At 73.1% G+C, this 26840-nt stretch carries 20 protein-coding genes; 15 read left to right on the top strand and 5 right to left on the bottom strand.

Going from position 1 to position 26840, the window contains the following annotated elements; genetic code table 11:
* Positions 1–98 precede the first annotated feature (98 nt).
* The 6 genes from U8525_RS03975 (at position 99) to U8525_RS03950 (ending at position 10230) form a co-directional block, all read left to right on the top strand.
* The gene (locus U8525_RS03975; protein ID WP_374261372.1) at positions 99–365 is read left to right on the top strand and encodes a GlsB/YeaQ/YmgE family stress response membrane protein; all 267 of its coding nucleotides are present in this window, start codon (positions 99–101) and stop codon (positions 363–365) included.
* A 1076-nt stretch (positions 366–1441) separates the two neighbouring features.
* Positions 1442–2641, top strand: a complete 1200-nt coding sequence (locus tag U8525_RS03970; protein WP_374261370.1) for an RDD family protein — start codon at positions 1442–1444, stop codon at positions 2639–2641.
* A gap of 50 nt (positions 2642–2691) precedes the next feature.
* Positions 2692–5727: a FrgA protein gene (locus U8525_RS03965; RefSeq protein WP_374261368.1), complete on the top strand. Its 3036-nt coding sequence runs from the start codon at positions 2692–2694 to the stop codon at positions 5725–5727.
* A gap of 117 nt (positions 5728–5844) precedes the next feature.
* Positions 5845–7377 (top strand): nitrogen regulation protein NR(II), encoded by a 1533-nt coding sequence (locus tag U8525_RS03960; protein ID WP_374261366.1) that lies wholly within the window; start codon positions 5845–5847, stop codon positions 7375–7377.
* On the top strand, positions 7374–8765 hold the full coding sequence (locus U8525_RS03955) for a sigma-54-dependent transcriptional regulator (protein ID WP_374261364.1): 1392 nt from the start codon (positions 7374–7376) through the stop codon (positions 8763–8765). The genes U8525_RS03960 and U8525_RS03955 overlap by 4 nt, the downstream gene beginning before the upstream one ends.
* Before the next feature lie 127 nt (positions 8766–8892).
* Positions 8893–10230 carry an FAD-binding oxidoreductase gene (locus U8525_RS03950; RefSeq protein ID WP_374261362.1) on the top strand — a complete coding sequence of 446 codons (1338 nt, stop codon included), beginning with the start codon at positions 8893–8895 and terminating at the stop codon, positions 10228–10230.
* 3 nt (positions 10231–10233) lie between these two features.
* On the opposite strand, the gene U8525_RS03945 is transcribed toward U8525_RS03950, so the two are convergent.
* From U8525_RS03945 to U8525_RS03935, 3 genes are all read right to left on the bottom strand, one after another.
* Complete coding sequence (locus U8525_RS03945) at positions 10234–11898, bottom strand: WS/DGAT domain-containing protein (RefSeq protein ID WP_374261360.1); 1665 nt, start codon at positions 11896–11898, stop codon at positions 10234–10236.
* Positions 11899–11942: 44 nt separating this feature from the next.
* Positions 11943–12749, bottom strand: coding sequence for a hypothetical protein (locus tag U8525_RS03940; RefSeq protein WP_374261358.1), 807 nt, complete (start codon positions 12747–12749; stop codon positions 11943–11945).
* Positions 12750–12843: 94 nt separating this feature from the next.
* Positions 12844–13839 carry a class I SAM-dependent methyltransferase gene (locus U8525_RS03935; protein ID WP_374261356.1) on the bottom strand — a complete coding sequence of 332 codons (996 nt, stop codon included), beginning with the start codon at positions 13837–13839 and terminating at the stop codon, positions 12844–12846.
* Positions 13840–14305: 466 nt separating this feature from the next.
* On the opposite strand from U8525_RS03935, the gene U8525_RS03930 reads away from it, so the two are divergent.
* Positions 14306–14689: a hypothetical protein gene (locus U8525_RS03930; RefSeq protein ID WP_374261354.1), complete on the top strand. Its 384-nt coding sequence runs from the start codon at positions 14306–14308 to the stop codon at positions 14687–14689.
* Positions 14690–14778: 89 nt separating this feature from the next.
* A complete protein-coding gene (locus tag U8525_RS03925; protein WP_374261352.1) occupies positions 14779–16149 on the top strand; it encodes a hypothetical protein in 1371 nt (456 codons plus the stop codon).
* A 156-nt stretch (positions 16150–16305) separates the two neighbouring features.
* Here U8525_RS03925 and U8525_RS03920 read toward each other — a convergent pair whose 3' ends face one another.
* Positions 16306–17457 carry a site-2 protease family protein gene (locus U8525_RS03920; protein WP_374261350.1) on the bottom strand — a complete coding sequence of 384 codons (1152 nt, stop codon included), beginning with the start codon at positions 17455–17457 and terminating at the stop codon, positions 16306–16308.
* A gap of 166 nt (positions 17458–17623) precedes the next feature.
* On the opposite strand from U8525_RS03920, the gene U8525_RS03915 reads away from it, so the two are divergent.
* The 5 genes from U8525_RS03915 (at position 17624) to U8525_RS03895 (ending at position 22557) form a co-directional block, all read left to right on the top strand.
* On the top strand, positions 17624–19186 hold the full coding sequence (locus U8525_RS03915; protein WP_374261348.1) for an acyl-CoA carboxylase subunit beta: 1563 nt from the start codon (positions 17624–17626) through the stop codon (positions 19184–19186).
* A 117-nt stretch (positions 19187–19303) separates the two neighbouring features.
* Entirely contained in the window at positions 19304–19918 is a 615-nt protein-coding gene (locus U8525_RS03910; RefSeq protein ID WP_374261346.1) for a hypothetical protein, read from the top strand.
* 40 nt (positions 19919–19958) lie between these two features.
* Positions 19959–21476 (top strand): acetyl/propionyl/methylcrotonyl-CoA carboxylase subunit alpha, encoded by a 1518-nt coding sequence (locus U8525_RS03905; RefSeq protein ID WP_374261344.1) that lies wholly within the window; start codon positions 19959–19961, stop codon positions 21474–21476.
* Between the two features lie 41 nt (positions 21477–21517).
* Positions 21518–22027, top strand: a complete 510-nt coding sequence (locus U8525_RS03900) for a biotin/lipoyl-containing protein (protein ID WP_374261341.1) — start codon at positions 21518–21520, stop codon at positions 22025–22027.
* Between the two features lie 8 nt (positions 22028–22035).
* Positions 22036–22557 (top strand): YfbM family protein, encoded by a 522-nt coding sequence (locus tag U8525_RS03895; protein WP_374261338.1) that lies wholly within the window; start codon positions 22036–22038, stop codon positions 22555–22557.
* An 18-nt stretch (positions 22558–22575) separates the two neighbouring features.
* On the opposite strand, the gene U8525_RS03890 is transcribed toward U8525_RS03895, so the two are convergent.
* Complete coding sequence (locus tag U8525_RS03890) at positions 22576–23361, bottom strand: TSUP family transporter (protein ID WP_374261335.1); 786 nt, start codon at positions 23359–23361, stop codon at positions 22576–22578.
* A 61-nt stretch (positions 23362–23422) separates the two neighbouring features.
* Here U8525_RS03890 and U8525_RS03885 point away from each other — a divergent pair, with 61 nt between their 5' ends.
* Both U8525_RS03885 and U8525_RS03880 read left to right on the top strand, forming a co-directional pair.
* The gene (locus U8525_RS03885) at positions 23423–24235 is read left to right on the top strand and encodes a hypothetical protein (protein ID WP_374261332.1); all 813 of its coding nucleotides are present in this window, start codon (positions 23423–23425) and stop codon (positions 24233–24235) included.
* A 106-nt stretch (positions 24236–24341) separates the two neighbouring features.
* Positions 24342–26825 (top strand): DnaJ domain-containing protein, encoded by a 2484-nt coding sequence (locus U8525_RS03880; protein ID WP_374261329.1) that lies wholly within the window; start codon positions 24342–24344, stop codon positions 26823–26825.
* Positions 26826–26840 lie beyond the last annotated feature (15 nt).

Genomic DNA, 26840 nt, shown 5'->3' with positions numbered 1-26840 from the left:
ACAGCCCCTCCTCGCATCCCAGGTCACGGATCCCTGTGGCCATTCCTACGTTTCTGCCAGTCGGGACCTCACGGGTCCCTCACACGGGAGAGACTCTCATGGGGATCATCACCTTCATCATCATTGGCCTCATCGCGGGCCTCATCGCTCGGGCCATCCTGCCGGGCAAGCAGAGCATGGGGCTGGTGGCCACGACCCTGCTGGGCATGGTGGGCTCGCTGGTGGGCGGCCTCATCGGCTCGCTCTTCGAGCGCAACGGCCGCCTGTTCGACCTGCATGCCTCGGGCATCATCATGTCCGTCGTGGGAGCGATCATCGTGCTTCTCCTGGTGGGAGCAGCGGGACGGCGCCGCGTCCACGCCTAGCGTGAGGCGCCCCACACGCACCGTCCCCACGGGGGCGGTTGCCGTGGCGCGAACGAGCCCCTGACGGTTCCTCGGGCGAGGGACCGGCGGGTGCTTGTCCTTTTCTTGCTACAGGCCTGAATGCGGCCTTTCATGGCGACGGTTGTCCGCGTCACTGGGAGGATCCGTTGTCCAAGTGCCTGAAGTGCGGCGCCTCGCTGCCGCCGGTCGGAGATTGCCCCGCTTGCGCCGCGAATGCCTCGCGCCCCCCCGCGGTGGCGCCCGTCCCGAGCCTGCTCGACCGCGACATCCACATTGATCGCCGCAGGCTGGGAGACCGCGAGACCCAGGCCGCCGGGAGCAACGACCCCGTCACCCTGAGCAACGAGCCGGTGGAGCCGGAGACGCTGCGTGGGACGCCTGCCTTCGCGATGGAGCCGCCTCGTGGCCGCGTCACCCCGCCGGGCATGACGCCTTCGGTCCGGCAGGGGATGGCGCCCATGCCTCCCGCCGCCGCCCGGCCCGCGCAGGCCCCGGCCGCCGCGCCTCGCTCGCCCGCGCAGGCTCCCGCCTCCGACGCGACCGTGCGAGCCCCCGCGAATCCGGCGGCTCGCGCCGCGATGCCCCAGGGCGACGTGACGGGTCGTGCCGCAGTGCCCAACCCGGCTCGCGCGACGCCTGCTCCCGCGTCCCACGTGGATGCGACGGTTCGCGCCGCGGCTCCGGCATCCCAGGCCGATGCGACGATTCACGCCGCGACTCCGGCATCTCACGCGGATGCGACGATTCGCGCCACGACTCCGGCATCTCACGCGGATGCGACGATTCGCGCCGCGGCTCCGGCGGCCCGCCCCGTGCCGCAGGCCGACGCGACCGTTCGCGCTCCCGCGCCGCACGCGGCTCCTGTAGCCCGCGCCGCGCCGCCGCAGGCCGATGCGACCGTTCGCGCCCCCGCGCCCCATGCGGATCCGACGGCCCGCCCCGGGCAGTACGCGGAAGGACAGGCGGTCCGCGCTCCCGCCCAGCAGGCTCCCCGTGCCGCGGCGCCCGTGCCTCCACGCGCCACTCCTCCCTCAGGGAGCGTGCCTGCAGGCGCCGTGGCTCCTCCTCGTGCCGTCGCGCCGCCTCCGAGCGTGACGCCGATGGCCCCCGTGCCTCCGCGCGCCGCGCCCACCGCGGCCCTGTCGGAGCCGGGCTTCCAGAACCCGGGCGTCGCCGTGCCTCGCGCCGCGCAGCCGCCGCTGAGCCCCATGGAGCCCCGCCCTGGCTCCGCGCCCACGCCGGCCTACGGCACGGAGCCGCACGTCCCGCGCGCCCAGGCCGCCGTGGCTCCTCCGCATGGCGGCGCGGAGTCGCACGCCCAGCCCCCGGCCGCGCCGCGTGGCAACGCCCTCCAGGCGTCCCCCGGACTGCCTCGCATGGAGGCCCCGGCCGCTGGACTTCCTCGCCCGGCCGCGCAGGCCCCGGCTTCCGGTCCGACAAATGGAGCCTCGCCGGGCCTGCCTCGCATGGGCGCGGCCGCGCAGCCGGCCTCCTCCGGACTGCCCGCCATGGACGGTTCCGCCTCCGGACCGTCGACCTCCGAGCAGTGGGATGCACCGCGGGCCTCCTCCGGCCTGCCCTTGATGGATGCTCGCCGGGACGCCGCTCCGGGCCTGCCCGTCATGGACGACCCGGCCATCCTGCCCTCGCTGGAGACGCCGGCCTTCGCCACGGCTCCCGCGCCCGCTCCGGGAGTGTCCCGCATGGAAGCCTCGCCCGCCCCTGCTCCCACCGCCCCCTCGAAGTCGAAGGTCTCCGCCGTCCCGCCCGCCCCGGCCACCGGCGAGGTCCACGCGCGGCCCGCGTCGCTGTGGCGCCGGCTGCTGTCCTTCACCGTCGACACGGCGGCCATCGGCGCCGTGGCGGCGGCCTACATCACCCTCGCCTCGTCCATCGCGGGCGTGAAGGGTCCGCAGCCGGGGCTGACCGGGCTGGACGCGTTCGTCGCCTGGCTGCGCGCGCTGCACACCGTGCTGCTGCCGGGCGTGGTGCTGGTGGTGGTGCTCGCCACCGTGTACTGCGCGGTCGCGGCCTTCCTCTGGAATGGGCGCACCCTGGGGCGGCTGCTCCTGGGCCTGCGCCTGGTGGACACTCATGGCATGGCGCCCACCCCGGGCCGGGCCATCTTCCGGGCGCTGCTCGCCGGGCTTTCCTTCGTTCTCTTCCTGGGCGGGTTCTGGATGGCGCTGTTCGACCGCCGCGGACAGACGCTCCATGACAAACTGACGTCCACCTTCGTCGTCCAACCGAGCTGAAACCGGCTCATTGTGCCTTGCGGCCGCGGCCGTAAGATGCCGCGGCCTTCATGCCTTCGCGTCTTGCCCAGCACCTCGTCTCGCGCGCCCTCCTCACCCAGGAGCAGGCCGGGGAGTTGTTGCGTCAGCATCAGGCCCAGGGAGGCCACCTGGACACGGCGCTCCTGGAGCGCGGCCTCTCCGAAGCGGACGTCCTCGCGATGTTGGGCGAGGTCTCCGGCTTCCGGCCCGTGAACCTGGTGGACTTCGAGCCCAACCTCGACGTCGCCAGCTTCATCCCTCCCAAGATCGCGGAACGCCTGAGCGTCGTCCCGCTGTCCCTGGACGGCAACACGCTGCACGTGGCGTGCGCCTATCCGGTGCCCAAGAAGGAGCTGGACGAGGTCGGCTTCCTCCTGGGCAAGCCCCTGGAGCTGTGGGTCGCCATCGAGCTGCGGGTGCGCGAGTGGATCTCCGTCATCTACCGCCAGCCGCTGCCGCCCCGCTTCGTCCAACTGGCGGAGGCCCTCGCCGGGCTGGCCGGGCCACTCACGCCGCCCCCGCCTCCACCTCCCGACGACGAGTCGATGACGGTGGACATGGTGGAGCAGCTCGCGCGCTCCGTGGCCCAGGAGCCCGTGCCCGCCGCGCCCCGCCCCGCCGCCACGCGTGAGCCCGAGCCCGTGGACATCCCGCCGCCCGCCTACGTGCGCGAGCCGCTGCGCCTGAACACCTCCGCGGGTCCGGTGACCACCGCCCGCGCGGTCCAGCGCCCCACGCCGGTGCCCGCGGACATCCCGCCGCCCGCGTACACGCGCGAGCCCTTGCGGCTGAACACGCCGGCGCGCGCTACGCCGCCCGCGCAGGCGCCGAACCGGGGTGCGTCGGGGAGCGCCGCGCCGCCGACGCTCTACCCGCCGGGAGAGCGTCCTCCACCGCCGCCGCAGCCCGTGCCCGTGCTGATGCCCGTGGATGCGGCCGGAGCGTCCGCCGCCGCGCCGCAGGGCTCGGCCCAGGCAGGCCGCGCCCCCCCCGGGACATACGCCACGCCGCCGCAGGCCGCGGGCCGTCCCGGAACCACCGTGCAGGGCCCCATCACCCAGGGCTTCGGCGGGCCGGGTCCCACCGCGCCGAGCGCACAGGGCCCCCGGCCGGGCACCACGGTGCAGGGCTCCATCCAGGGCACGCCCCCGGCCGCGCAGCCGGCACAGGGCGCCGGTCGACCGGGTACCACCGTCCAGTCCGCGTCGCCTTCGCAGGGCTCGCCGGCGACCAGCCCCCAGCCTTCGCAGGGCGCATCCGCCCCGGCGAGCCGCGCGGGTGCCCCCACGCAGCCCACGGGGGCCCGCCCCGCGGTGTGGCCTCCCGCGCCCGAGCAGCAGGCCCGCGCGGCCCAGGCCGCCGCGCCGACCTCGCCCCCCATTCCCCCGGCGCCGCCCCGGGGTGAGCCGTCGTTCATCATCTTCAGCAACCCCGCGTCCCACGCGGGCGCGAGCCGGCCTCGCGCGCCGGAGCCCGCCCCGCGTGCCGCCAGCGCGCCGGACGCCGCCGTGCCGGAGTGGACGCTGCCGCAGGCCCGCTCCGCGCTGCGGGAGGCGACGCGGGACCTGGACCGGCTGCTGGACGTGGCGCTGCGCTTCGGTCGCCGCACGTTCGACTACGTGGCCGCCTTCGCCGTCGTGCGCGGCGCCGCGGGTGGCTGGGACTCGCGCGGCGAGGGCCTGGACGCGAACGCCCTGGCCCAGGTCTCCATCCCGCTGGACGCGAGCAGCGTCTTCCGCACGGTCGCCGTCACGCGCGGCAGCTACGCGGGCCCCCTGCCGCCGGACGCGCTCACGCGACACTACCTGGAGCTCTTCGGCCGCCAGGCCCCGCGCACCGTCTTCCTGTACCCGGTGGAGGTGAAGGGCCGGCTCGTGGCCATCCTCTACGGCGACTGTGGCCAGAAGCCCATGAGCCAGCGCCGGCTGAGCGACTACATCCTGTTCTGCCAGGACCTGCCGGCCGCCTTCCAGGAGCTCATCCTCTTCCGCAAGCAGCGCGTGTCCGAGCTGCGCGCGCCCGAGGAGGACATCACCATCGACGTGGACGTGCCCGGCTTCCCGGCCCCGGTCCAGCCCGCGCCCGCGCCCGCCGTGGTCGCGGGGCTCGGGTGGAACCCCGTCTTCGGCCGGGGCGGCGTGGCCAACCTGGGCCGGGCCGCCGCCCTGCCCCCGCGCGTGCTGTCCCCGGAAGAGCGCCCGCCTCCGGACTTCACGCCGCTCCTGCGCCGGCTCACCGGCCCGGACGCGTCCCAGCGCTCCAGCGCCATCGCGGAGCTGGCGCGCTCGCCCGAGGCCAGCGCGCGCGTGCTGGCGCAGCACTTCCCCGGCCCCACCGCCTGGAGCCGCCTGCCGGTCGTGGAGCTGCCGGAGGCGGACGAGCTGGGGCCCATCCCCGCCGCCCTGTCGCGCCTGGGCCGCCCCGCGGCCGTGGCGCTGGCGCCGCTGCTGGACTCGAACGACGCGGACACGCGCTACCTGGCGCTGCTCACCGCGGGCAACCTGCCCTACGCGGAGCTGGTGGACGGCGTGCTGCGCGGCCTGTTCGACATGGAGCCGGACATCTCCAGCGCCGCGCGCGTCGCCGCCGCCGCGCTCAAGCACCTGCCGCGCCTGGACGCGTCCCTGCGCGACCTGCGCCAGGAGATGGCCAGCCGGGACGCGCTGCGCCGCTCGCTGGCGGCCCGCGCGTTGGGCACGCTGCACGACCGCGACGCCATCGAGGGCCTCATCAACCTCACCGGCAGCGACGACGCCATGTGCGCGCAGGCCGCCGCGGAGGCCCTGCGCGAGGTGACGCGCGCCACGCTGGGCCTCCAGCCGCGCCAGTGGTCGGCGTGGTGGGCGGAGAACCGCAGCCGCCGCCGCGCGGACTGGCTGGTGGCCGCGCTGCGCCACCGCGAGCTGGACGTGCGGCTCGCCGCCATCGAGGAGCTGAGCCGCGCCCTGCACGACACGCTGGGCTACTACGCGGACGCTCCCGACGCGGAGCGCGAGGCCGCGGTGCGGCGCTGGGAGTCCGCGGCGGTCGACCCCGCCAACGCCCGCCGGCTGGGCATGCTCTGAGCGCGGAGGGCGCGCGATGACGGGCGCCATGTGGCTCAGCCTGCTGGCGTGCGCGGGGCCTCGCACCCTCGCCGGCATCCAGCTCGCTCGCGCAGGGCTGGGCCCCGGAGGCGCGCGATGACGGGCGCCATGTGGCTCAGCCTGCTGGCGTGCGCGGGGCAGCTCGCCCTCGCCGGCATCGCGCTCGCCCGCGTGGGGAAGAGTCCCCTCGCGCTGCCGCTGTCGCTGCTGTCCATCGCGCTGTCGTCCTGGAACTTCTCCGCCTTCGGGCTGGCGCGCACGGGGGACTCCGGGTGGCGGCTGATGGGCTTCACCGCGGCGCTGATGACGCTGCCGTGCGCGGTGCACTTCATCCTCGCGTTCGTGGGCCGTCGCCGCCGCTCCGCCCAGGTCCTGTACGGCACCTACGCGGTGATGGGCGCGCTCGCGCTCACCATGCTCATCGCCATGGGCGTGCCCGCGCTGGAGGAGCGCATCAACACCTTCGGCTTCGGGCTCGCCGTCGCGGTGGGCGTCATCCCCATCCTCACCACGGGCTTCGTGCTGCTCACGCGCCACCTGCGCCGCGCCGGCTCGCAGGACGAGCGGGCGCGAACGGGCCTGGTGCTGCTGGGGCTCACGCTGCTCGTCGCGCTGCTCCTCACGGACCTGGCGGCGGACATGGCCCTGCCCGTGCCGAGGCTGGGCAGCATGGGCACGCTGCTGGGTCTGCCGGTGATGGCCACCGCCTCCTTGCGCTTCCAGCTCTTCGGCAAGGACGCGCGGGCCACGAGCGCGGCGGTGCACGCCGGGGTGCTCGCGCTGGTGGGCGTGCTCGCGTATCTCACCCTCTTCCGCGTCTTCGCCGCCGAGTCCGGGGCGCTCGTCGTGGGCACCACCGCCATCACCTTCGCGCTGCTCACGGCGGCGCGGCGGGGGGTCACCGCGTTCGTCACCCAGCGCGAGCGCCTGGAGCAGCTCGCCACGCTGGGGCGCTTCTCCGCGCAGATGGCGCACGACCTGAAGAACCCCATCGCCGCGCTCAAGGGCGCCGCGCAGTACCTCAAGGAGGAGCACGCGCGCGGCCACTCGTGGGACGCGCACGGGGACTTCCTGGACCTGCTGCTGGAGCAGGTGGAGCGCCTGGACCGCGTGGCGGGCACGTACCAGCGCCTCGCCCGAGTCGAACCGCTGCGGCGGCCGTTGGACCTGAACCGCCTGGCGGAGGGCGTGCTGTCGCTCCAGGCCTTCGCGACGCCGGGCGCGGTGGTGCTCCAGAAGCAGCTCGCGCCCGGCCTGCCGGAGTGCGCGGGGGACGAGGACCTGCTCGCCAACGCGCTGGAGAACCTGGTGCGCAACGCCTTCGAGGCCATGCCCGAGGGCGGCACCCTCACCGTGCGCACGCAGCCAGACGGCGACGCGGTGGTGGTGGAGGTGCAGGACACCGGCAGCGGCATGGACGCGCGCACGCGCGAGCGGGCCTTCGACGACTTCTTCACCACCAAGGCGACGGGCAGCGGCCTGGGGCTGGCCTTCGTGCGGCGCGTGGCGGAGGCGCACGGCGGCACCGCGTCCCTGACGAGCGCCGAGGGCCATGGCACCATCCTCCGCCTGCGCCTGCCGGCGGCACCTGCCTCCCAGCCCCCGGCATCCAAGGGAGAAGCCGCGTGAGCGACGCACTGAAGGGCCACGTCCTGGTGGTCGACGATGATCCCGCGCTGCTCAAGGTGCTGGGCGCGCTGCTCACCCAGGCGGGCCTCACCCCGCATCCGGCCTCCAGCGCGAAGGACGCCCTGGCGCAGCTCGCGCGCCGGCCCATCGACGTGGTGCTGAGCGACGTGCGCATGCCGGGCATGAGCGGCATGGAGCTGCTCGCGGAGGTGGGGCGCGGCTGGCCGGACGTCCCCGTGCTGCTGATGACCGCGCACGGCACGGTGCCGCTCGCGGTGGAGGCGATGAAGGCGGGCGCGGCGGACTTCGTGCTCAAGCCCTTCGACCGCGAGGAGCTCCTCTTCACGCTGAAGAAGGCGCTGCTCCACGCGAGCCAGGACCCGGAGCCCGCGCGCGTCACGGGCAAGGCGGCGGGCGGGCTGGCCCCCCTGCTCATGGGGCAGAGCCGCGCGATGACGGAGGTGAAGGCCCTGCTGGCGAAGGCCGCGCAGGGCACCGCCACGGTGCTGCTGCGAGGCGAGTCCGGCACGGGCAAGGAGCTGGCCGCGCGGGCCCTGCACGAGGGCAGCCCCCGGCGCGCGGGGCCGTTCGTGAAGCTGCACTGCGCGGCGCTCCCGGACACGCTGCTGGAGAGCGAGCTGTTCGGCTACGAGAAGGGCGCCTTCACCGGCGCGGCGGCGCGCAAGCCCGGCCGCGTGGAGCTGGCGCACGGCGGCACGCTGTTCCTCGACGAGATCGGCGACGTGTCCCCCGCCGTGCAGGTGAAGCTCTTGCGCGTGCTCCAGGAGCGCGAGTTCGAACGGCTGGGCGGAACCCAGACGGTGAAGGTGGACGTGCGCTTCGTCGCGGCCACGCACCAGTCGCTGGAGGACGGCGTGCGCCGGGGCACCTTCCGCGAGGACCTCTTCTACCGGCTCAACGTGGTGCCCCTCTGGCTGCCCACGCTGCGCGAGCGGCCGGAGGACATCGCGCTGCTCGCCCGCCACTTCCTGGACGTGCACGCGAGGCCCCACGGCCGGCCGCCCTTCACCTTGAGCGAGGACGGCCTGCGGGCGCTCCAGGCCCAGCCGTGGCCCGGCAACGTGCGCCAGCTCCAGAACTTCCTCGAGCGCCTGGTGGTGCTCTCCGACGGGCCCGTGCTCACCGGAGAGGACGTGGCGCGCGAGCTCTCCCGCCAGCCGGGGCTCGCGCCGCCGCCTGCCGCCGCGCCCGCGCCTCCGTCGCCGTCCGACTCCGTCACGCTGGAGTCACGTCGCAAGGACGTGGAGAAGGAGGCGCTGGTGGAGGCGCTGAAGCGCGCGGGGGACAACCGCACGCTGGCGGCGCGGCTGCTCGGGGTGAGCCGGCGCACGCTCTACAACAAGCTGGAGGAGCACGGCCTGCTGTAGGGGTGTGGAGGTGGGACGGAGCACTCGCGCCCGGGCCGGGTCGTCACCAGGTGCTTGCGTGTGCGGCCCGACTTCCAGGTCTATGCTGCGCCTCGCGCCATTGGCTGACACGAAGGAGCAACGCCCCATGATCCAGTCCCTCGCTGGCCGCGTGAGCGGTCCTGTCTACACGCCCGATGACGCGGGCTATGCCCCGGAGTGCGCGGGCTTCAACGCCGGGGTCACCCACTCGCCGCGGTACGTGGTGGCGGTGAAGTCCACGCAGGACGTGGCGGAGGCCATCCGCTTCGCGCGGGAGAACCACCTGCCCCTCTCCGTGCAGGCCACGGGGCACGGGACGGACGCGCCCATCACCTCCGGCGTGCTCCTCTCCACGAAGGCGCTGGACCACGTGCGCATCGACCCGGCGACGCGCATCGCCACCATCGGCGCGGGCGCGCGCTGGGCGCCGGTCGTCGAGGAGGCGGCGAAGCACGGCCTGGCGCCCATCGCCGGCTCGTCCACGAACGTGGGCGTGGTGGGCTACCTGCTGGGCGGCGGCCTGGGGCCGCTGGTGCGCAGCCACGGCGTCAGCTCTGACTATGTCGTCGGCTACACGCTGGTCACCTGTGACGGGGAGACGGTGGTGGCGAGCGAGGACCAGCACCCGGACCTGTTCTGGGGCCTGCGCGGCGGCAAGAGCGGCTTCGGCATCGTGACGGAGGTGAAGCTGAAGCTGGTGGAGCTGCGCTCGCTCTACGCGGGCAGCCTCTTCTTCGCGGAGGAGCACATCGAGGCCGTGCTGCGCGGCTGGGTGAAGTGGACGGCGGAGGCGGACGCGCGCGTGACCACGAGCATCGCCGTCATGCGCTTCCCGCCGTTCGACTTCATCCCGCCCCCGCTGCGCGGGCGCACGGTGCTCAACCTGCGCTTCGCGTACCCGGGCACCCCCAGCGAGGGCGAGCAGCTGGCGGCGCCCCTGCGGGCGCTGGCGCCCGTGGACATGGACATGCTGGGCGAGCTGCCCGCGTCGCAGATTGCGCGCATCCACAATGATCCGGAGAGGCCCAGCCCCGTGTGGACCAGCGGGCTGATGCTGACGCACGTGGATCAGGACCTCGCGACCGCGGTGCTGCGCCAGGTGGGCGCGGGCGCGCGGACGCCGTTCTTCATGCTGGAGGTGCGACACCTGGGCGGCGCGTGCCGGAACGACGTGGCGGGCGGCTCGGCGGTGGGTGGCCGCGGCGGCGACTTCCTCGTCGGGCTGGTGGGCATGCATCCGCCGCTGTTCGAGACGGTGCTGCCCGGCGCGCTGGAGGGCCTGCGCGCGGAGCTGAAGCCCTGGCTGTCGTCGGAGATGACCATCAACTTCATGGGCAGGGTCCGCGACGCGGCGCACTTCGACACCGCGTGGCCGGAGGCCATCCGCGCGAAGCTGAACGAAGTGCGCGGCAGGTACGACCCGCACAAGCTCTTCGCGAAGTAGGGCTCAAGGGGCCGGCGTCGCCAGCGCGTCCAGCTCCTCCTGGAACGCGGCGACGAGGGCCCCCGGGTCGGGCACGCGCGCCCCATCCGAGGCCACGCCCACGGTCACCTGCCCCGCGTAGCTGAAGAGGCTGATCCCCAGGCCCACGTGGCCGGCCTGGGGGACCCAGAACGTGAGCCCGGCCAGCCGGCTGCCCGCGAGCGACACCGGCTGGCGCGGCCCCGGCACGTTGGTGGTGACGAGCGAAGCCTTGGTGCCCATCACGTCCACGAAGGCGCGCTCCAGCGCGGCGGGCGCGTGGCCCAGCAGCTCCAGGGCGCCGGACGTCACCACGGCCTCCGGTGAGCGCTTGAGGGCCTCCATCCGCTTCGCCACCTCCCGGAGCCGGCGGCGCGGCTCGGCCAGGTGCACGGGGAGCCGGAGGAACACCACGCCGAAGCGGTTTCCCAGCTCGCGAGGCACGGGCGCATTCAGGGGCCGCAGGTTCACGGGAACCAGCGAGTGCACGTCCTCCAGTGGAGCGTCGTGTGAGGCTAGGTAGCGCCGCAGCGCGCCCGTCACCACGGTGAGCAGCACATCGTTCACCGTGCCGCCCAGGGCCCGGCCCACGGCCTTCACCCGTTCCAGGGGAATGGGCGCCGACCACGCGGCGAGCTTCCGGGTGCCCAGCGGCCCCCGGAGGGGAGACCGGGGGTCGGGAGGCAGCGCGAGCAGCTTGCCCAGCGCCGCCGCGCCCTTCGCGCCCTGGCGCACGAGGTCGCCCGCGAGGATGGGCTCGCGCACCAGCTCCGCGCCCCTGTGCAGCGCCGAGCGGGCGCCCCGGGCCAGCCTCCACCAGCGCGAGGCGCTCGGCCGTCGTGAATCCTCGGAGGGCGTCACCGCGTCGGGGCCCTCCGTCCGGGCATCCTGTCTGCCTTGCGCGGCCATGCGCTCACGCGGCCACGCGGCCTCCGTCCCCGGCTCGACGGCGCGCGCCGCATCCGCCTCCGCGCCCAACGCGGCTCGCGATGCATCCGCCTCCGCTTCCGGCACGGCGGACTGCGCTGCATCGACGTCTGAGTCCACCGCGGCGGTTCGCGCCGCATCCGCCTCCGCTTCCAACGCGGAGGCACGTGATGCATCGGAATCCGCCCCCACCACGGCGGCGCGCGACACGTCGGAGTCCGCCTCCATCCCGGCGGCACGCACCGCCCCAGCGCCTGCCTCCACCGGATCCGTGAGGGACAGCAGCACCCGCGCGAGCGCGATACCGTCCGCGATGCAGTGGTGCAGCCGCGCGAGCAGCACGTCCCCGCCCTGCGCGCCGCGCACCAGTTGGAAGTGCCACAACGGGCGGGAGCGCTCCAGGGGCACGCCCAGCCAGTCCCCCACGAGCGCCTCCAACCCCACGCGCCCCACGGACTCCGGCACGCGCAGCGTGGACAGATGCGCGTCCACGTCGAAGTCCGGCGCGTCCTCCCAGTACGGCGCGCCCAGGGGGCCGGGCACCACCCGCTGCCGGAAGCGCGGGTAGCGCTCCACCAGCCGCTCCCGCACCACCTCGCGCAGCCGCTCCAGGTCCACGGCGCCGTCGAACCACAGCACCGCGGTGATCATCATCAGGTTCGCGGGCTCCTCCATCTGGAGCCACGCCGCGTCCATGCTCGCCATCCGCTCGCGGCCTGCCATGGCGCCCTTCTCACCCGCGCACCCCGGTGGGGGCAAGGCCCTCCTCAGGGCTTCGGCGGCGGCTCCGGCGCCTCGGCCTTCTCGCGCTCGAACTGGAACGTCTGCCGCGTGGCGCCCGGCACCGTGAGGATGAGCGAGTCCTTCTCCTCGATGGCATACGTGAAGTCGCCCCCCTTGAAGCGGCCCTTGGACAGCGGCACCACGCGCTCCTTGCCACACACCGGGCCCACCGCCTGACCGTCCTGCGTGCGCAGCGTCAGGTGCTGCTTGTCCTTCACCTCCAGCTGTCCCCACGCGCGGACATCCAGCGTGCTGCCACGCCCGAGCGTCGCGTCATCCAGCGTCGTCCGCAGCACGAAGCAACCGGAGGGCGTCACCTGGAGCGCCCGCGCGTAGTCGGACCGGGGCTGCACGTCGATGCGCTCCTCCTCCCCCGGCTGGTCCGTGTCCGGGATGCTCGCCGCGGACAGCACCCACGTGCCCACCAGCTCCTTGGGGACCGCCGTGCCCTTCGGCGCCTTGTCGCCCTCGCACGGGCTCGTCACCAGCTTCTCCGGGCTCCTGGGCGCGGGCTCGAAGGAGCGCTCACAGGTGAGCCCGCACGACTTCGCCGCGCACGCCGTGTCGTCCGGCGCGCAGGCCGCCTTGCTCGTGCAGGACTTCAGCCGCTTGAGCGCGTCCTCGCAGCCCTCGCGCAGGCACCTGTCGACGCACTCCGCGTCGATGCACTCCGACACGCAGACCCAGTTGGTGCGGCCGCACACGCCCGCCACGGTGCGCGGAGCCTGGGCCGCGGCGGGCAGCGCGGCACCCCAGAGGAGGAACAGGACGAGGAGTCGGAACGGTCGCATGCGCGGTGCAAGCTAGGCAGTGCGCCCACCCGCGGCGACACCCGGAGACAGGAAGCCTGTCCACCGGGCATCACTCCGGCCTCCAGCACTGCCGTCAGGTGAACTGCCACCGCCAGGTGCGCGGGTCGGACGGGTTGGGCAGCTCCAGCTCGAACTCCAGCGTGTCGTAGCGGCTGAACTCGCGCGGCTCCACGCGCAGGAGCGTCATCGCCGTGGTGTTGCGCTCGCGCATGGGGGACACGTCGTAGGCCAGCTCCGCGTCGAAGGCGACCCGGTAGAAGAGGCAGAAGCCATCCACCCGCCCGTCCTCCTCCACCGGCCGCTGGATGCGCACGCGCGAGGGCAGCCCCTCCGCCCGCATCGTCTCCAGGTCGAACCCGAACGCGGGCTCCGGCTCGCACAGCAGGTGGTCCACCTCGTAGGAGCGCACCAGCCGCGTGAAGTACGACGGGCTCATCGCCTCGCGCAGCGACTGGAGGCAGCGGAAGTCCACGTGGGGCAGGTGCTGCGTCCAGATGAAGGGGACGCAGGCCTCCTCGCGAAGCTGCACGGGCTCCACGAAGACCTCGAAGCGGTTGGGGAGGATGCGGCCGCCGGGCTTGAGCAGGCGCGTGCGCAGGTCCAGCATCCGGGGCACGAGCCCCGCGTCGAGCAGCGAATCTCCCAGCAGCTCGTGCAGCAGCACGTCCGCCTTCTCCGGCGGCTGGAACTGCCAGGTGGGCTCGCGCACGAAGGCGATGCGCTCCAGGCCGTTGCGGCGGGCCACCCACTGCGTGGTGTCCAGCAGGCGCGAGTCATCCACGGAGTACAGCTTGCGCGGGTGCTGGTGCGCGGCGAGGAAGGTGCGCAGGCCGGTGCCGGCCTTCACGTCCACCACCACCTGGTTGGGGCGCACGTAGCGCTCCACGGCGCGCCGCCACACCTCCACGCGTTGCGGATCCGCCAGCACCGAGTCCTGCGGCGCCGGGCTGGACAGGGCCAGGCTGTTGGGCGAGTGCCGACGGTGCAACTGGGACACGAGCGGCAGGTGGCTGAGACGCGAACGCAGGTCCATCAATGCCTGACGCGGCAGGTCGAGCAGGTTCGGCATGGCTTCCCCCCGGAAGGCCGTGACGGTCCCGACAAGAACGCGGTCGACCACCGCTGTCCCCCGGGACCGGACCCAGAACGATGCAATAGATAGAAGGTTCAATCCCATCCGTCCGGGGGGCCGCACACTGTCCCCACCTGAACACCTGCCTCCTCCCGCGGGCCCCGCACCACGACTACCGCCTCACGACAATCCTTCAAGGCAGCAAGACACCGGGCCTCCCGGTGACCTCTCGCCGGCGGAGAGACCGGCGCCGGCGAGAGGCTTTTCCCACCTGCCAGGAGTGACCGTGCATGACAGTTCGAGCATCCCCGAGGGATGGGCAAGAAAGCAGGTGGAAAGCGTCTTTCCGGAAAAGCCCTTCATCCATGAGTCCTGCTTGTGGATGGGAGGGGGGATGCCAGTCACGCCCGTGGATGGGCCCAGGTCGATAGGCCCGGGTCTCGAAGGAAGAGGGGGCACGGAGATGCGAACGATGGAAGCGCAGACGCAGGGCGGGCGGGGGCAAGGGGAGGACGGGGGAGCGCGGTGGAAGGCGCAGCCGTGGCGTCGTCAGCGGCAGGGGGCGCGGGCGCGCGAGCACCGGGTGGCGCGGTCCGCGCTGGCGGCGGCGCTGCTGGCGGAGGGCTTCACGGCGGAGGCGGAGGTGGCGGGGTTCGCGGGGGCGCTGGAGGACCCGGGGGCGCTCAGCATCGAGCAGGTGCTGCGGTTCGTGGACGGCCTGCGGGTGCGCATGGCGCTCGCGCACACGGACGACGAGGTGTTGCAGCTGGCCTGCCTGCGCCGTGACGCGGAGGAGCTGGCGAAGCGGATGATGGCGTGGGCCCGCGCGGGCCGGCTGCCGAAGTAGCGCGAGCGGGACGTCCCGAGGACGTTGGCGACGGGCGTCCCCGGTGGGAGTGCCTTGACAGGGGCGGTGGAGCGCTCTCAGGTGGGGGCATGCTCGCACTCGCTCTTGCCGCCGCGCTGGCGGCCGCACCCGCGCCTCGCGTCGCCGCCTCGACGGTGACGGTCCTCCACATTCCCCAGCTGGACCAGGCGCAGGGGCTGAACGCGTTCCTGACGCGAGCCGGGGCGTCCTCGCAGCTGCTGAACCCGGAGGCGTGGCGCGGTGAGCTGCACCCCCTGCTGCCGTTGGACCTGGGGAAGCCGGAGGCGATGGAGGCGCTGGGCATCGACGCGGCGGGGCCGCTGACCGTGTCCATGCGGCAGGACGGCCGCATCGCGTGCACGCGGGTGAAGGACGCGAAGGTGTTCCAGGAAGCGACCGCGAACGTGCTCGCGCGCAACGGCGACGTGAAGGGGGGCACGGTGAAGGGCGTGACGACGCTGCGAGCGCCGGGCGCCGCGGGGGGCTTCGGGGGCTACGTCCTCAAGGGGCAGGAGGCGTGTGCCTTCCTGAGCACGGACTCGGACGAAGCGCTCCGCAAGGAGGCCGCGAAGCTGGTGGCGCTGAAGGCGCCGGCCGCGGACGCGAGGATGGCCACGGTGCCGGGGGTGCTGTACGTGTCCACGAAGGACGGCGTGCTGGCGCTGGATGGCACGGCGAAGGGGCTGAAGGTGGAGGGCACGACCACGAAGCTGCCGCTGCCGCCCTTCCTGGCCAGGGGCACGAGCCCCTACGGCGCCATGTCTCCCACGGGCCTGCTCTTCGCGAGGGCCCAGGTGGCGCCGACGGGCGTGGCGCAGGCGGTGGAGTCCGTGGCGGACGCGGTGCGGACGGTGTGTCCCGCGTGTCCGGCGGCGGACGTGAAGGGGGTGACGGACGCGCTGGCGAAGCAGCTGACGGGGCAGGTGTTGCTCGGCGTGGACTCGGTGGCGGTGCGCGGCTCGCTGCGCAAGCCGGAGGTGCGCTTCTTCGCGGCGAAGCAGGCGCTGGCGGCGGAGGTGACGGACCCGGCGGCGGCGAAGGCGGCGCTGGCGCCGCTGGCGAAGTTCCCGGGGGCCAGGGCGCTGGAGGACGGCTACGCGATGGAGGCCAGGGGCGGCAGCGTCTACGTGCGGCTCAAGGGCAAGCAGCTGGTGTTCGGCAACGACTCCACGGTGACGCAGGCGGTGCTGGCGTCGCTGCCGGAGAAGGGCGGGCCGCTGAAGCGCGCGGTGGAGTTCACGTTGGATCCAAAGAAGCTGGCGCGCGGTCTGTCCCAGGTGTCGCTGATGGACGTGATGGGCGACGAGCGCCTGGCCGCGCTCTTCGGAGCGAGCACGGAGCTGGGCCCCCTGCTCGCGAAGAGCGACAGCATCACCGGCTGGCTGGACAGCGCCCCCAACGGCGCGCACCGCTTCCAGATGAACTGGTCGCTGCCGTAGGAGAGCGGAGCGAGGCCTGGAACGACAGCCAAGACGTTTGATGAGTACGGCGTCAGGGAACCGGATGTCGAAGCCGCGCTGAGCAGGCTGGGTCCCGTGCTCGGGATTCCTTTCGACGCGCTCTACTGCGACGACCTGGAACGCGGAACCGCCCCCCTACGCCGTCCGCTCCCGGGGCCACCCCGTCCGCGACCGCTGGCGCTCCGCCTCCTCCGCGCGCGCCAGCCCCCGCTGGAGGTCGTTCCAGTCCAACGTCCCCGCGAGCAGCCCCTCCTCGTCCACCACCGCGGCCATGGGCACGCGCGCGTCCGACATCCTCCGGAGCACCGTCCAGCCGTCCTCGGCGAGCTCCGCCACCACCCCGTCCTCCATCGCGTCGCGCACCATGTAGCTGGCGCGCTGCGCCTCCGGCACCGCCTGCACCGCCGCCCACGTCACCCGCCCCACCGGCCGCCCCGCGCTCGTCACCGGCAGCGTGCTCGCGTGCTCGCGCCGCAGCGCCCAGTGCGCGTCCTGCACGGACAGGTCCAGGTCCACCCCCACCATCCGGGGCGTCATCAGCGCCTCCACCTTCACCCGCTCCAGCAGCGCCTTCATCCGCACCTGCCGCGACTCCCCTTCCGCGCCCATCAACACGAAGAACGCCACCACCAGCGTGAACGGGTTCAGCGTCACCAGGCCCCACACGCCGAACGCCACCGCGAACAGCCGCCCCAGCCACGCCGCCACCTGCGTCGCCCGCACCAGCCCCAGCCGGGGCGTCAGCGCCGCGCGCACGATGCGCCCCCCATCCATGGGGAACGCCGGCAGCAGGTTGAAGGCCCCCAACAGCGCGTTGAGCATCGCCAGCGTGAAGAGCGCGAACTGCACCTGGAACATCCCCAGGCCGTGCACGACCCACGTCAGCGCGCCCAGGAACACCGCCAGCCCCAGGCTCGTCAGCGGCCCCACCAGCGCCATCAGCGCCTCGTCCCGGGGCCGCTTGGGCGCCTCCGCGAGCTCCGACACGCCCCCGACGATCATCAGCGTGATGCCGTGCACCTCGCCGCCATGCCGCAGCGCATAGAAGGTGTGCGCCATCTCGTGCAGCAGCACCGACACGAACAGCCCCACCGCCACCGCCAGCCCCCACGCCCACGGGTGCCCCCCCAGCGCGCCCGACGGCACGTCCGCCGTCTCCGCCGCCCGCTGGAGCGCCCCGCCAAAGGACAACGCCAGGAGCGGCAGCGCTATCAACAGGGAGAAGTGGACCCGGATGGGGACCCCCCGGAACGACCCCACCCGCAGCGCCCCCGGCCTCTCACGCATCGCCAGCCTCCCTGCCCGCCTTCCCCGCGAAGAAGAAGCGGTGTCGGAAATCCTGAACTTCCGTCCCGTCCCCGCCCCGCGCACCCCCGGCTCGGAGGGCCGCCCACCCCTCCAGGGACAAGGGAAGCGCTGCCACCGCCCGCCAATCGTGTTAGAGCGCGGCCCCATGGCCACGACCCCCGAGAACGATCCCTTGCGCGCACGGCTCCAGCAGATGGAGCAGCAGGCCGAGCAGGGCGGCGGCGCCGACCGCATCGCCAAGCAGCACGAGGCCGGCAAGCTCACGGCCCGCGAGCGCATCGACCTGCTCCTCGACCCCGGCTCCTTCAGCGAGCTGGACAAGTTCGTCACCCACCGCAGCCACGACTTCGGCATGGGCGACAAGAAGATCCTCGGCGACGGCGTCGTCACCGGCTACGGCACCGTGGAGGGCCGCCAGGTCTTCGTCTTCGCCCAGGACTTCACCGTCTTCGGCGGCTCGCTCTCCGGCGCCTACGCCCAGAAGATCTGCAAGATCATGGACCTGGCCACCCGCGTGGGCGCGCCCGTCATCGGGCTCAACGACTCCGGCGGCGCGCGCATCCAGGAGGGCGTGGAGAGCCTCGCCGGCTACGCGGACATCTTCCTGCGCAACACGCTGGCGTCCGGCGTCGTCCCCCAGATCTCCCTCATCCTGGGCCCGTGCGCGGGCGGCGCGGTGTACTCGCCCGCCATCACGGACTTCATCATGATGGTGAAGGACACGTCGTACATGTTCATCACCGGCCCGGACGTCATCAAGACGGTGACGCACGAGGAGGTCTCCAAGGAGGCCCTGGGCGGCGCGCTCACGCACAACCAGAAGTCCGGCGTGGCCCACTTCGCCGCGGAGAACGAGCAGGCCGCCATCGCCATGACGCGCGAGCTGCTCTCGTACCTGCCCTCCAACAACCAGGAGGACCCGCCCGCGCAGCCGTGTGACGACGACCCGTTCCGCGCCGAGGAGTCGCTGAAGACCATCGTCCCGGCGAACCCGAACAAGCCCTACGACATCAAGGAGATCATCCGCGCCATCGTCGACTCGAAGCACTTCTTCGAGGTGCAGGAGCACTTCGCGAAGAACATCGTCGTCGGCTTCGCGCGCATGAACGGCAAGAGCGTGGGCATCGTCGCCAACCAGCCCGCGGTGCTCGCCGGCTGCCTGGACATCGACGCCAGCGTGAAGGCCGCGCGCTTCGTGCGCTTCTGCGACTGCTTCAACATCCCCCTGCTCACCCTGGTGGACGTGCCCGGCTTCCTCCCCGGCACCGACCAGGAGTGGGGCGGCATCATCACCCACGGCGCCAAGCTGCTCTACGCGTACGCGGAGGCCACCGTCCCCAAGATCACCCTCATCACCCGCAAGGCCTACGGCGGCGCGTACGACGTCATGGCGTCCAAGCACATCCGCGCGGACATCAACTACGCCTACCCCACCGCGGAGATCGCCGTGATGGGCCCCGAGGGGGCGGTGAACATCATCTTCCGCAACGAGCTCCTGAAGGCCCAGGACGCCAACGCCGAGCGCAAGAAGCTCACGGACGACTACCGCGAGAAGTTCGCCAACCCGTTCAAGGCGGCGGAGCTGGGCTACATCGACGAGGTCATCCGTCCCGAGGAGACCCGCGCCAAGGTCATCCGCGCGCTGGAGATGCTCAAGGACAAGCGGCAGGAGAACCCGCCGCGCAAGCACGGCAACATCCCGCTGTAGAAGAAGTCCCGGCCGCGCCCGCTCGCCCCCCGTCGCCCGGAGGGCAGGCGGGCGTGGCGCGTTCCGGAAATTCGGAGGTAACGCCGAGGCTTTCACGGGGCCACTCAAGGAGCCCCCGTGTCCCAGCAGCGCCGACTCGTCCTCTTCCTCTCCGACGTCGAAGGAAACCTCACCGCCCTGCGTCAGACGCTCAAGGGCGTGTGTGAGGGGCTGGACCTGCCTCCCCCCGAGGTGAAGTGGGTGGAGCCCCGCCCGGAGGCGCTGGCCGACAGCGGCTGGCACGTGGCGGAGATTCCCCTCGTCTCCGGCAAGACGTCCGGCAAGGTGCCCTCCCCCGAGGAGCACGTGGACGCCATGACGCAGGCGCTCTCCCGGGACTTCCGCGACCGCTCCATGGGCATGTACGTGGACCGGGAGCACAGCTACGCGCGCGTCTGCATGGCCGCGCCCAGCCGCCCGCCCCGCGCCATGGAGGGGGAGTACCTGGACGTCCTGCGCCAGGCCGCGCGCTGGCTGGACGTGGAGACGACGGCGGTGGCCCGCCTCTTCAGCGGCAGCGCGGCCCGCAACCTGCTGGCGGCCGCGGTGGACTTCGGGGCGGACGGCAAGCCGGTGGAGGCCCCGTCGCACCCCGCCCCGCCCCCGGAGCCGGACGAGGACGACCGGTTCGTGGAGGCGAAGCTCGCCCAGGCCCGGAAGCTGATGGACCAGTACCTGAACCTGCGCAAGTAGAGGCGGGCAATCCCGGGCGCCCCATGCTAGACGGGCGCCCATGCCCAAGATCCGCAAAGTGCTCGTCGCCAACCGCGGCGAGATCGCCATCCGGGTGATGCGCACCTGCAAGGACCTCGGCATCGCCACGGTGGCGGTGTACTCCGAAGCAGACCGCTCGGCCCTGCACGTCCGCATGGCGGACCAGGCGTACTTCGTCGGTCCCCCGCCCTCGCGCGAGAGCTACCTCGTGCAGGAGCGCATCCTGGAGGTCGCGAAGCAGTCCGGCGCGGACGCCATCCACCCCGGCTACGGCTTCCTCTCCGAGAACGCCTCCTTCGTGCGCGCCTGCGAGAAGGCCGGCATCACCTTCATCGGCCCGCCGGCCTCCGCCATGGACGCCATGGGCGAGAAGACCCGCGCCCGCGCCAACATGATCCAGGCGGGCGTGCCCGTGGTCCCCGGCACCACCGAGCCCATCGTCACCATCGAGGAGGCGCGCGAGTACGCCCAGGGCATCGGCTTCCCCATCATGCTCAAGGCCGCTGGCGGCGGCGGCGGCAAGGGCATGCGCCGCGTGGAGGGCCTGGCCGACTTCGACTCCGCGTGGCGCTCCGCCAAGAGCGAGGCGCTCAACGCCTTCGGCAACGACTCGGTCTACATCGAGAAGTACCTGGAGAAGCCCCACCACGTGGAGATCCAGGTGTTCGCCGACCAGTACGGCAACACCCTCCACCTGAACGAGCGCGAGTGCTCCGCGCAGCGCCGCCACCAGAAGGTCGTGGAGGAGACGCCCAGCCCCATCCTCACGCCGGAGCTGCGCGCGAAGATGGGGGAGGTCGCGGTGAAGGCGGCCAAGGCCGTCAACTACGTGGGCGCCGGGACGGTGGAGTTCCTGGTGGACGTGCACCGCAACTTCTACTTCCTGGAGATGAACACCCGCCTCCAGGTGGAGCACCCGGTGACGGAGTGGGTCACCGGCCTGGACCTGGTGGCCATGCAGATCAAGGCCGCCGAAGGGGAGAAGCTCCCCCTCTTCGAGGCCCCCGCGCCGCGCGGCCACGCCATCGAAGTGCGCGTGTACGCCGAGGACCCGGCGCGCAACTTCATGCCCAGCCCCGGGAAGATCCAGGCGCTGCGCGTGCCGGGCGGCCCGAACGTGCGCGACGACTCGGGCGTGTACGCGGGCTTCACGGTGCCCAACGCCTACGACCCCATGATCTCCAAGCTGTCCGTGTGGGGCGCCACGCGCGAGGAGGCCATCGCGCGGGCCAAGCGCGCGCTGTCCGAGTACGTGGTGAAGGGCATCACCACCAACCTCCGCTACCTGCACGGCATCCTGTCCCACCCGGAGTTCGTGGGCGGGGACTACGACACCAGCTTCCTCACCCGCGAGCACACCGCGCTCCTGGGCGCGGAGGACCCCAAGCTCAGCGAGGTGGCGCTGCTCGCGAGCACGCTGCACGCCTTCCAGCGCGACCAGAAGCGCGCGGAGACGCTGCCGTCGCGCGCCGGTGGCTCGGACGCCAGCGGCCGCATCAGCCCGTGGCGGCTGGCGCTGAAGAGCCGCCGCCGCTGACCCTCTTCCTCCCGCAGGCCTCTCGGAAGGACCTTTCCTCCATGCGTTACTTCACGAAGCAGCAAGGCCAGAAGGAAGCGGTGCCGGTGGACCTGGAGTCGCTGGGCCAGGACCGCTACCGGCTCACGGTGAACGGCAAGACGTTCCAGGTGGACGCGCTGTCCGTGGACGCGGGCACGCTGTCGCTCCTGGTGGACGGCCAGTCGTACAACGTCGAGTTCGAGGAGAACGGCGACGAGGTCGGCACGCTGGTGCGCGGGCAGGTGAACCGCACCGACGTCGCGGACGAGCGCAAGCTGCGCATGCGCGCGGCCGCCAGCAGCTTCTCCGTGGAGGGCCGCCAGGTCGTCCTCGCGCCCATGCCCGGCAAGGTGGTGAAGGTGCTGGTCAAGGTCGGGGAGGAAGTGAAGGAGGGCCAGGGGCTCGTGGTCGTGGAGGCCATGAAGATGGAGAACGAGCTCAAGAGCCCCAAGGCCGGCAAGGTCACGGAGGTGTTCGCCAAGGAGGGCACCGCCGTGGAGAACAACGCCAAGCTCGTCGTCGTGGAGTAGGCCGCCCCATGGAGATGCTCTGCACGCTGCGCAGCACCACCGAGTCGCAGCGCCAGGCCCTGCGCGCGGCGCCCGAGTCGCTGGAGCCCTTCCTGGAGGACGAGGAGGACTTCGGCGACGCGAAGGGCGCGGCGTTCCTGGAGCTGGACATCGGCGAGGCGTGGCACGGCCTCCAGTACCTGCTCACCGGCACCGCGTGGGAGGGCCAGCCGCCCCTGGATTTCCTCGTGCGCGGCGGCGACGAGGTGGGCGACATCCCGTCGGATGAAGGCACCGCGCGCGTGTTCGACGCGGCCGCCGTGAAGGCGCTGGCGGAGGCGCTGAAGCAGACGCCCGTGGACGCCCTGCGCAAGCGCTTCGCCCCCGCGAAGCTCCAGGCGGAGGACATCTACCCCGGCACCTGGGACGAGGAGGAGCCGGCGGAGGACGTGGACCCGCTGGAGGAGCTGCTCTCCTACTTCGTGGAGCTCCAGAAGTTCACCGCGTCCGTGGCGAAGCGCGGGCTGTGCCTGCTGGTGCACATCGGCTGAAGGCCGGGCGCGCCTGCCTCAGGCCGCCCAGCCCAGCCACACGTCGCGCCCCAGCTTCAGCACCAGCGCGGCCACCACGCACAGCACCACCCCGCGCACCAGCCGGTCGCCGCCCTTCACCGCCAGGTGCGCGCCCAGCCACGCGCCGGTGAACTGCGCGGCGGCCATGGGCAGCGCCACCTTCCACAGCACCACGCCCCGGACCGCGAAGAGCGTCACGGACGCCAGGTTGGAGGCGAAGTTCACCACCTTCGCGTCCGCGGACGCGCGCGCCAGGCAGTGGCCCAGCAGCGACGAGAACGCCACGATGAGGAAGGTGCCCACGCCCGGACCGAAGAAGCCGTCATAGGTGCCGAGGCAGAGCGCGATGAGCGCGCCGATGGCCTGCGCGCGCGGCCGCGGCGAGGGCTCCACGCCGTCCTGCTTCGGCGGCGCGCGGCGGAAGGCGAGGAACACCGCCACCGCGATGAGCAGCACCAGCACCAGCGGCTTGAGCACCTCCGGTTCGAGCAGCAGCACCAGCGCCGCGCCGGCGAACGCGCCCATCAGCCCAAAGGGGAACGTCACCCGGGCCAGCTTCCCGTCCACGAGGCCCGCGCGCGCGAAGCGCACCATGGCCGCGCCCGAGCCGAACACGGACTGCCCCTTGTTGGTGCCCAGCGCCACGTGCGCCGGCAGGCCGGCCGTCAGGAGCGCGGGCAGGGTGATCAGCCCGCCGCCTCCCGCGATGGCGTCCACGACGCCCGCGCTCAGCGCGGCCACGCACAACAGCACCAGCTTCACTGCGCTGACGTCCAGGTCCACGGTGGCGCTCGCTTATCACCCTTACTTGCGCGGGGGCGAAGCTTGGGGGTCAATGCGGTGCATGCTCGCGACCTTGATGACCGTGCTGGCGCTGACGCTGGCGGCGCCGCCCTCCCCTCCCGACGCGACCACCGCCACGTGCCGCGCCATCGACGGGCACGTGTCCTGTGGCTATGCGTGCAAGTCGGATGGACAGCGCGTGCGGTGCGCCCAGACGCTCCAGGGCCGCTGTACCGTCATCGACGGGCAGGCCGTCTGCTTCGACCCGCCGGCCTACGTGGTGAAGGCCTACGGCGCCGGGCTGCCGGACTCGGAGTGCAAGACCATCGACGGGGTGGTGGGCTGCGGCTTCGGGTGCGTGACGGACTTCGGCAAGGTGCAGTGCGCGAAGACGCCCGCGGGCGTGTGTCGCACCCAGAGCGGCAACGTGACGTGCTTCGACCCGCCCGCCGCGGTGTTCGCGGTGTTCGGCCGGCAGGTGCCTCGCGCGCAGTGCGTCAGCAACGGCCTGCAAATGGCGTGCGGCTACAACTGCGTGAACGCCTCCGAGGGCGTGCGCTGCGCGAAGACGCCCCTGGGCGTGTGCAAGGCGCAGAACGGCCACCTCACCTGCTTCGACCCGTCGCCCGCGGCGCTCTGCGCGTGGGGCAAGGGCCTGCCCGCGCCGCAGTGCAAGCTGAGCGAGACGGGCCCGGTGTGCGGGTACAACTGCACCACGGCGTACGGAAAGGTGGCGTGCGCGGGGACCCCGGCGGGCATCTGCAAGGTCTTCGACAGCGAGGTGTACTGCTTCGACCCGCCCGCCGAGCAGCAGGCCGACGCGGCGTGCCTCGCCAGCGTGGGGCTGGCGGCGATGGAGGGCGCCACGCCCTGAAACCCCCGCCCGGCGGCCCGCGAGAGGTCGTCTGCTTGGAGGCGGGCTCGGGCGGCGATAAAATTCCTGCTTCCCGGTGGTCCAGGGAGTGGGAGCAGGACAGCACATGGCGGAGGGCGAGGTCCGGCAGTACTGGGTGCGGAACGATCGGGGCACCACCTGGGGCCCCCTGACGGGTCCGACCATCGAGCTGCTCATCGACAGCGGCTCCATCCAGGGCAAGCTCCAGGTCTCCACCGACGGGTTGCAGTTCGCCTTCCCCTGGCGCTTCCCGGAGGTGCGGGACATGTTCCCCCGCGAGCTGTGGGGGGACGGCGCGCCCGCGTCGCTGCGGCAATCCGCGCCGGCCGTCATCGCCCCACCACCGCCCGGTCCTGGCCCTGTCGCCGCGCCCATCGCGGGTCCGGGCGCCGCGCCCATGGCGGGTCCGGGCGCCATGCCCATGACGGGTCCGGGCGCCGCGCCCATGGCGGGTCCAGGCGCGATACGGGGTCCCGGCGCGGCGCGTCCGCCCGTCGCCGCGCGGCCACCGGGTCCTCCTGGCGCGGCGGCCCGTCCGGCGGGAGCGCCTGGCGCGGGAGCGGCTCCGGCCACGGCGGCCCGTCCGGCAGCGCCTCAGCCCGCGCCAGCGCCGGAGGATGACGGGACCAACACGGTGCCGCCACAGGGGCAGCTCTCGCAGTGCTCGCCCTTGCAACTGTACGGGCGCATCGCCGCGGGCGAGCACACGGGCCTGCTGACGTTGGTGCTATCGGACCGCACGCTGTCGGTCCACTTCCGCAAGGGCAATCCGGAGTTCGTGGACTCGTCGCACCCGGAGGACGCGCTGGGCGTGTCGCTGATGGGCGCGCGGCTCCTGACGGCGGAGCAGCTCCAGCAGGCGGAAGGCGCGAAGGAGCGCTTCGGGGGCGACCTGCTCGCGGCGCTCTTCGGGCTGGGGCTGCTACAGCCAGCGACGGCGTTCGCGCAGCTGTCGCAGCGGGCGCTGGGCATCCTGAGCAAGGCCCTGCGGGCGGAGTCCGGGACGTTCACCTTCGAGGCGCGGGACCTGCCCGCCCAGAAGGCGATGCCCTTGGGCAACCGCTGGGCGCTGCTCAGCGACCAGGTGCGCCGCATACCGCCGTCGGATCTCAAGCGGCGGCTGGCCTATGTGCTGCCCATGCCCATCATGAAGTCCGGGGGCCGGGTGGCCGCCAGCGAGCTGCGCCTGACGCCGCACGAGGTTCGCGCGCTCTCCTTCATCGACGGCGTGCGCTCGCTGGGGCAGCTGCTCCAGGACGTGCCGCAGGACGTGGATCACCTGCTGCGCGTGGCATTCCTGATGAAGGAGCTGAGCGGCGTCTCCTTCGCGGCGGCCTCGCGCGCGCAGACAGCGCCACCGCCTCCGGCCTCCGGCCCCACCTCGGGCAACCCGACCCGCCCGTCCGGCACCGTGCCCACCGTGGGGCCTGGAGCCGCGGGTCCGGCAGCGCCCGTCGCCGGTCCAGGAGCCGCGAGCGCTGGAGCCAGGCCCGTCGTGGCCCCCGCGGCCACTCCGACGGCCGGCCCCGGTGCGCCCGCCGCAGGAGCCAGACCCGCCGCGCCGGTTGCCGGTCCTGGCGTCCCCGTCGCGGGTCCGGGTCCCGCCCCCACCGCCGGCCCCGGTGCTCCCATCGCGGGTCCGGGCGCCGCCCCCCGTCCCGCCGGTGCCACCCCTGTGGCGGGTCCCGGCACCGCGCGTCCGGCCACCGCGCCTGTCGCCGGTCCAGGTGCGGCTCCGCGGCCTCCGGGGGCCGCCCCCACCGCCGGCCCTGGTGCCCGACCTCCAGGTGCTCCCGCCGGAGCCGCGCCCCTCGCGGGCCCGGGCGCCCGCCCCGCTCCGCCCGTCGTCGGCGCTCCGGCGGCCCCCGCCGCGTCGGGTCCGGCCCCCGGTTCGGACGAGCTGCCCACGCTGCGCCAGCTCGCCGCGACCATGAAGGGCCAGAACCACTTCCAGCGGCTCGGCCTCACCGAACAGACCGAAGGCAGCGCGGTGAAGATCGCCTACTTCCGCCTGGCCAAGCTCTACCACCCGGACACCCTGCCCCCGGGTGCCCCGCCCGAGTTGGAGAAGCTCAAGGCGGAGGTGTTCGCGTACATCGGCGACGCCTACCGCGCCCTCTCCGACGACAAGAGCCGCGCGGCCTACCTTGAGGAGCTCAAGAGCGGCGGCGGCGACGGCGTGGACGTCCAGGCCATCCTCCAGGCGGAGGAGCTCTTCCAGAAGGCCTGCATCCTGGTGAAGGCGCGCAAGTACCCGGAAGCCGTGAAGATGCTCAACGACGCCATCGCCCTCAACGCCGAGGAGCCGGAGTTCTACGCCTGGCGGGGCTACGCGCGCTTCCTCACCGCTCCGGACAAGAAGGCCGCCCAGCCGGAGGCCTTCCGCGAAATCCAGGCCGCCATCAAGCGCAACGAGCGCTGCGCCCCCGCCCACTACTTCCTGGGCGTCATCGCCAAGGTGTGCGGCGACGCGACCGGCGCCCTCAAGCACTTCAAGCGAACGGTCGAGCTGCAACCGGACCACATCGACGCGATGCGAGAGATCCGCATGGCGTCGCAAAAGAAGTAGGGTGCGCGCCTTTTC

Origin of the sequence: Corallococcus sp. RDP092CA, assembly GCF_041903675.1 — a bacterium.
Lineage (GTDB): Bacteria > Myxococcota > Myxococcia > Myxococcales > Myxococcaceae > Corallococcus.
This window is presented reverse-complemented; position numbering and strand designations above follow the sequence as displayed.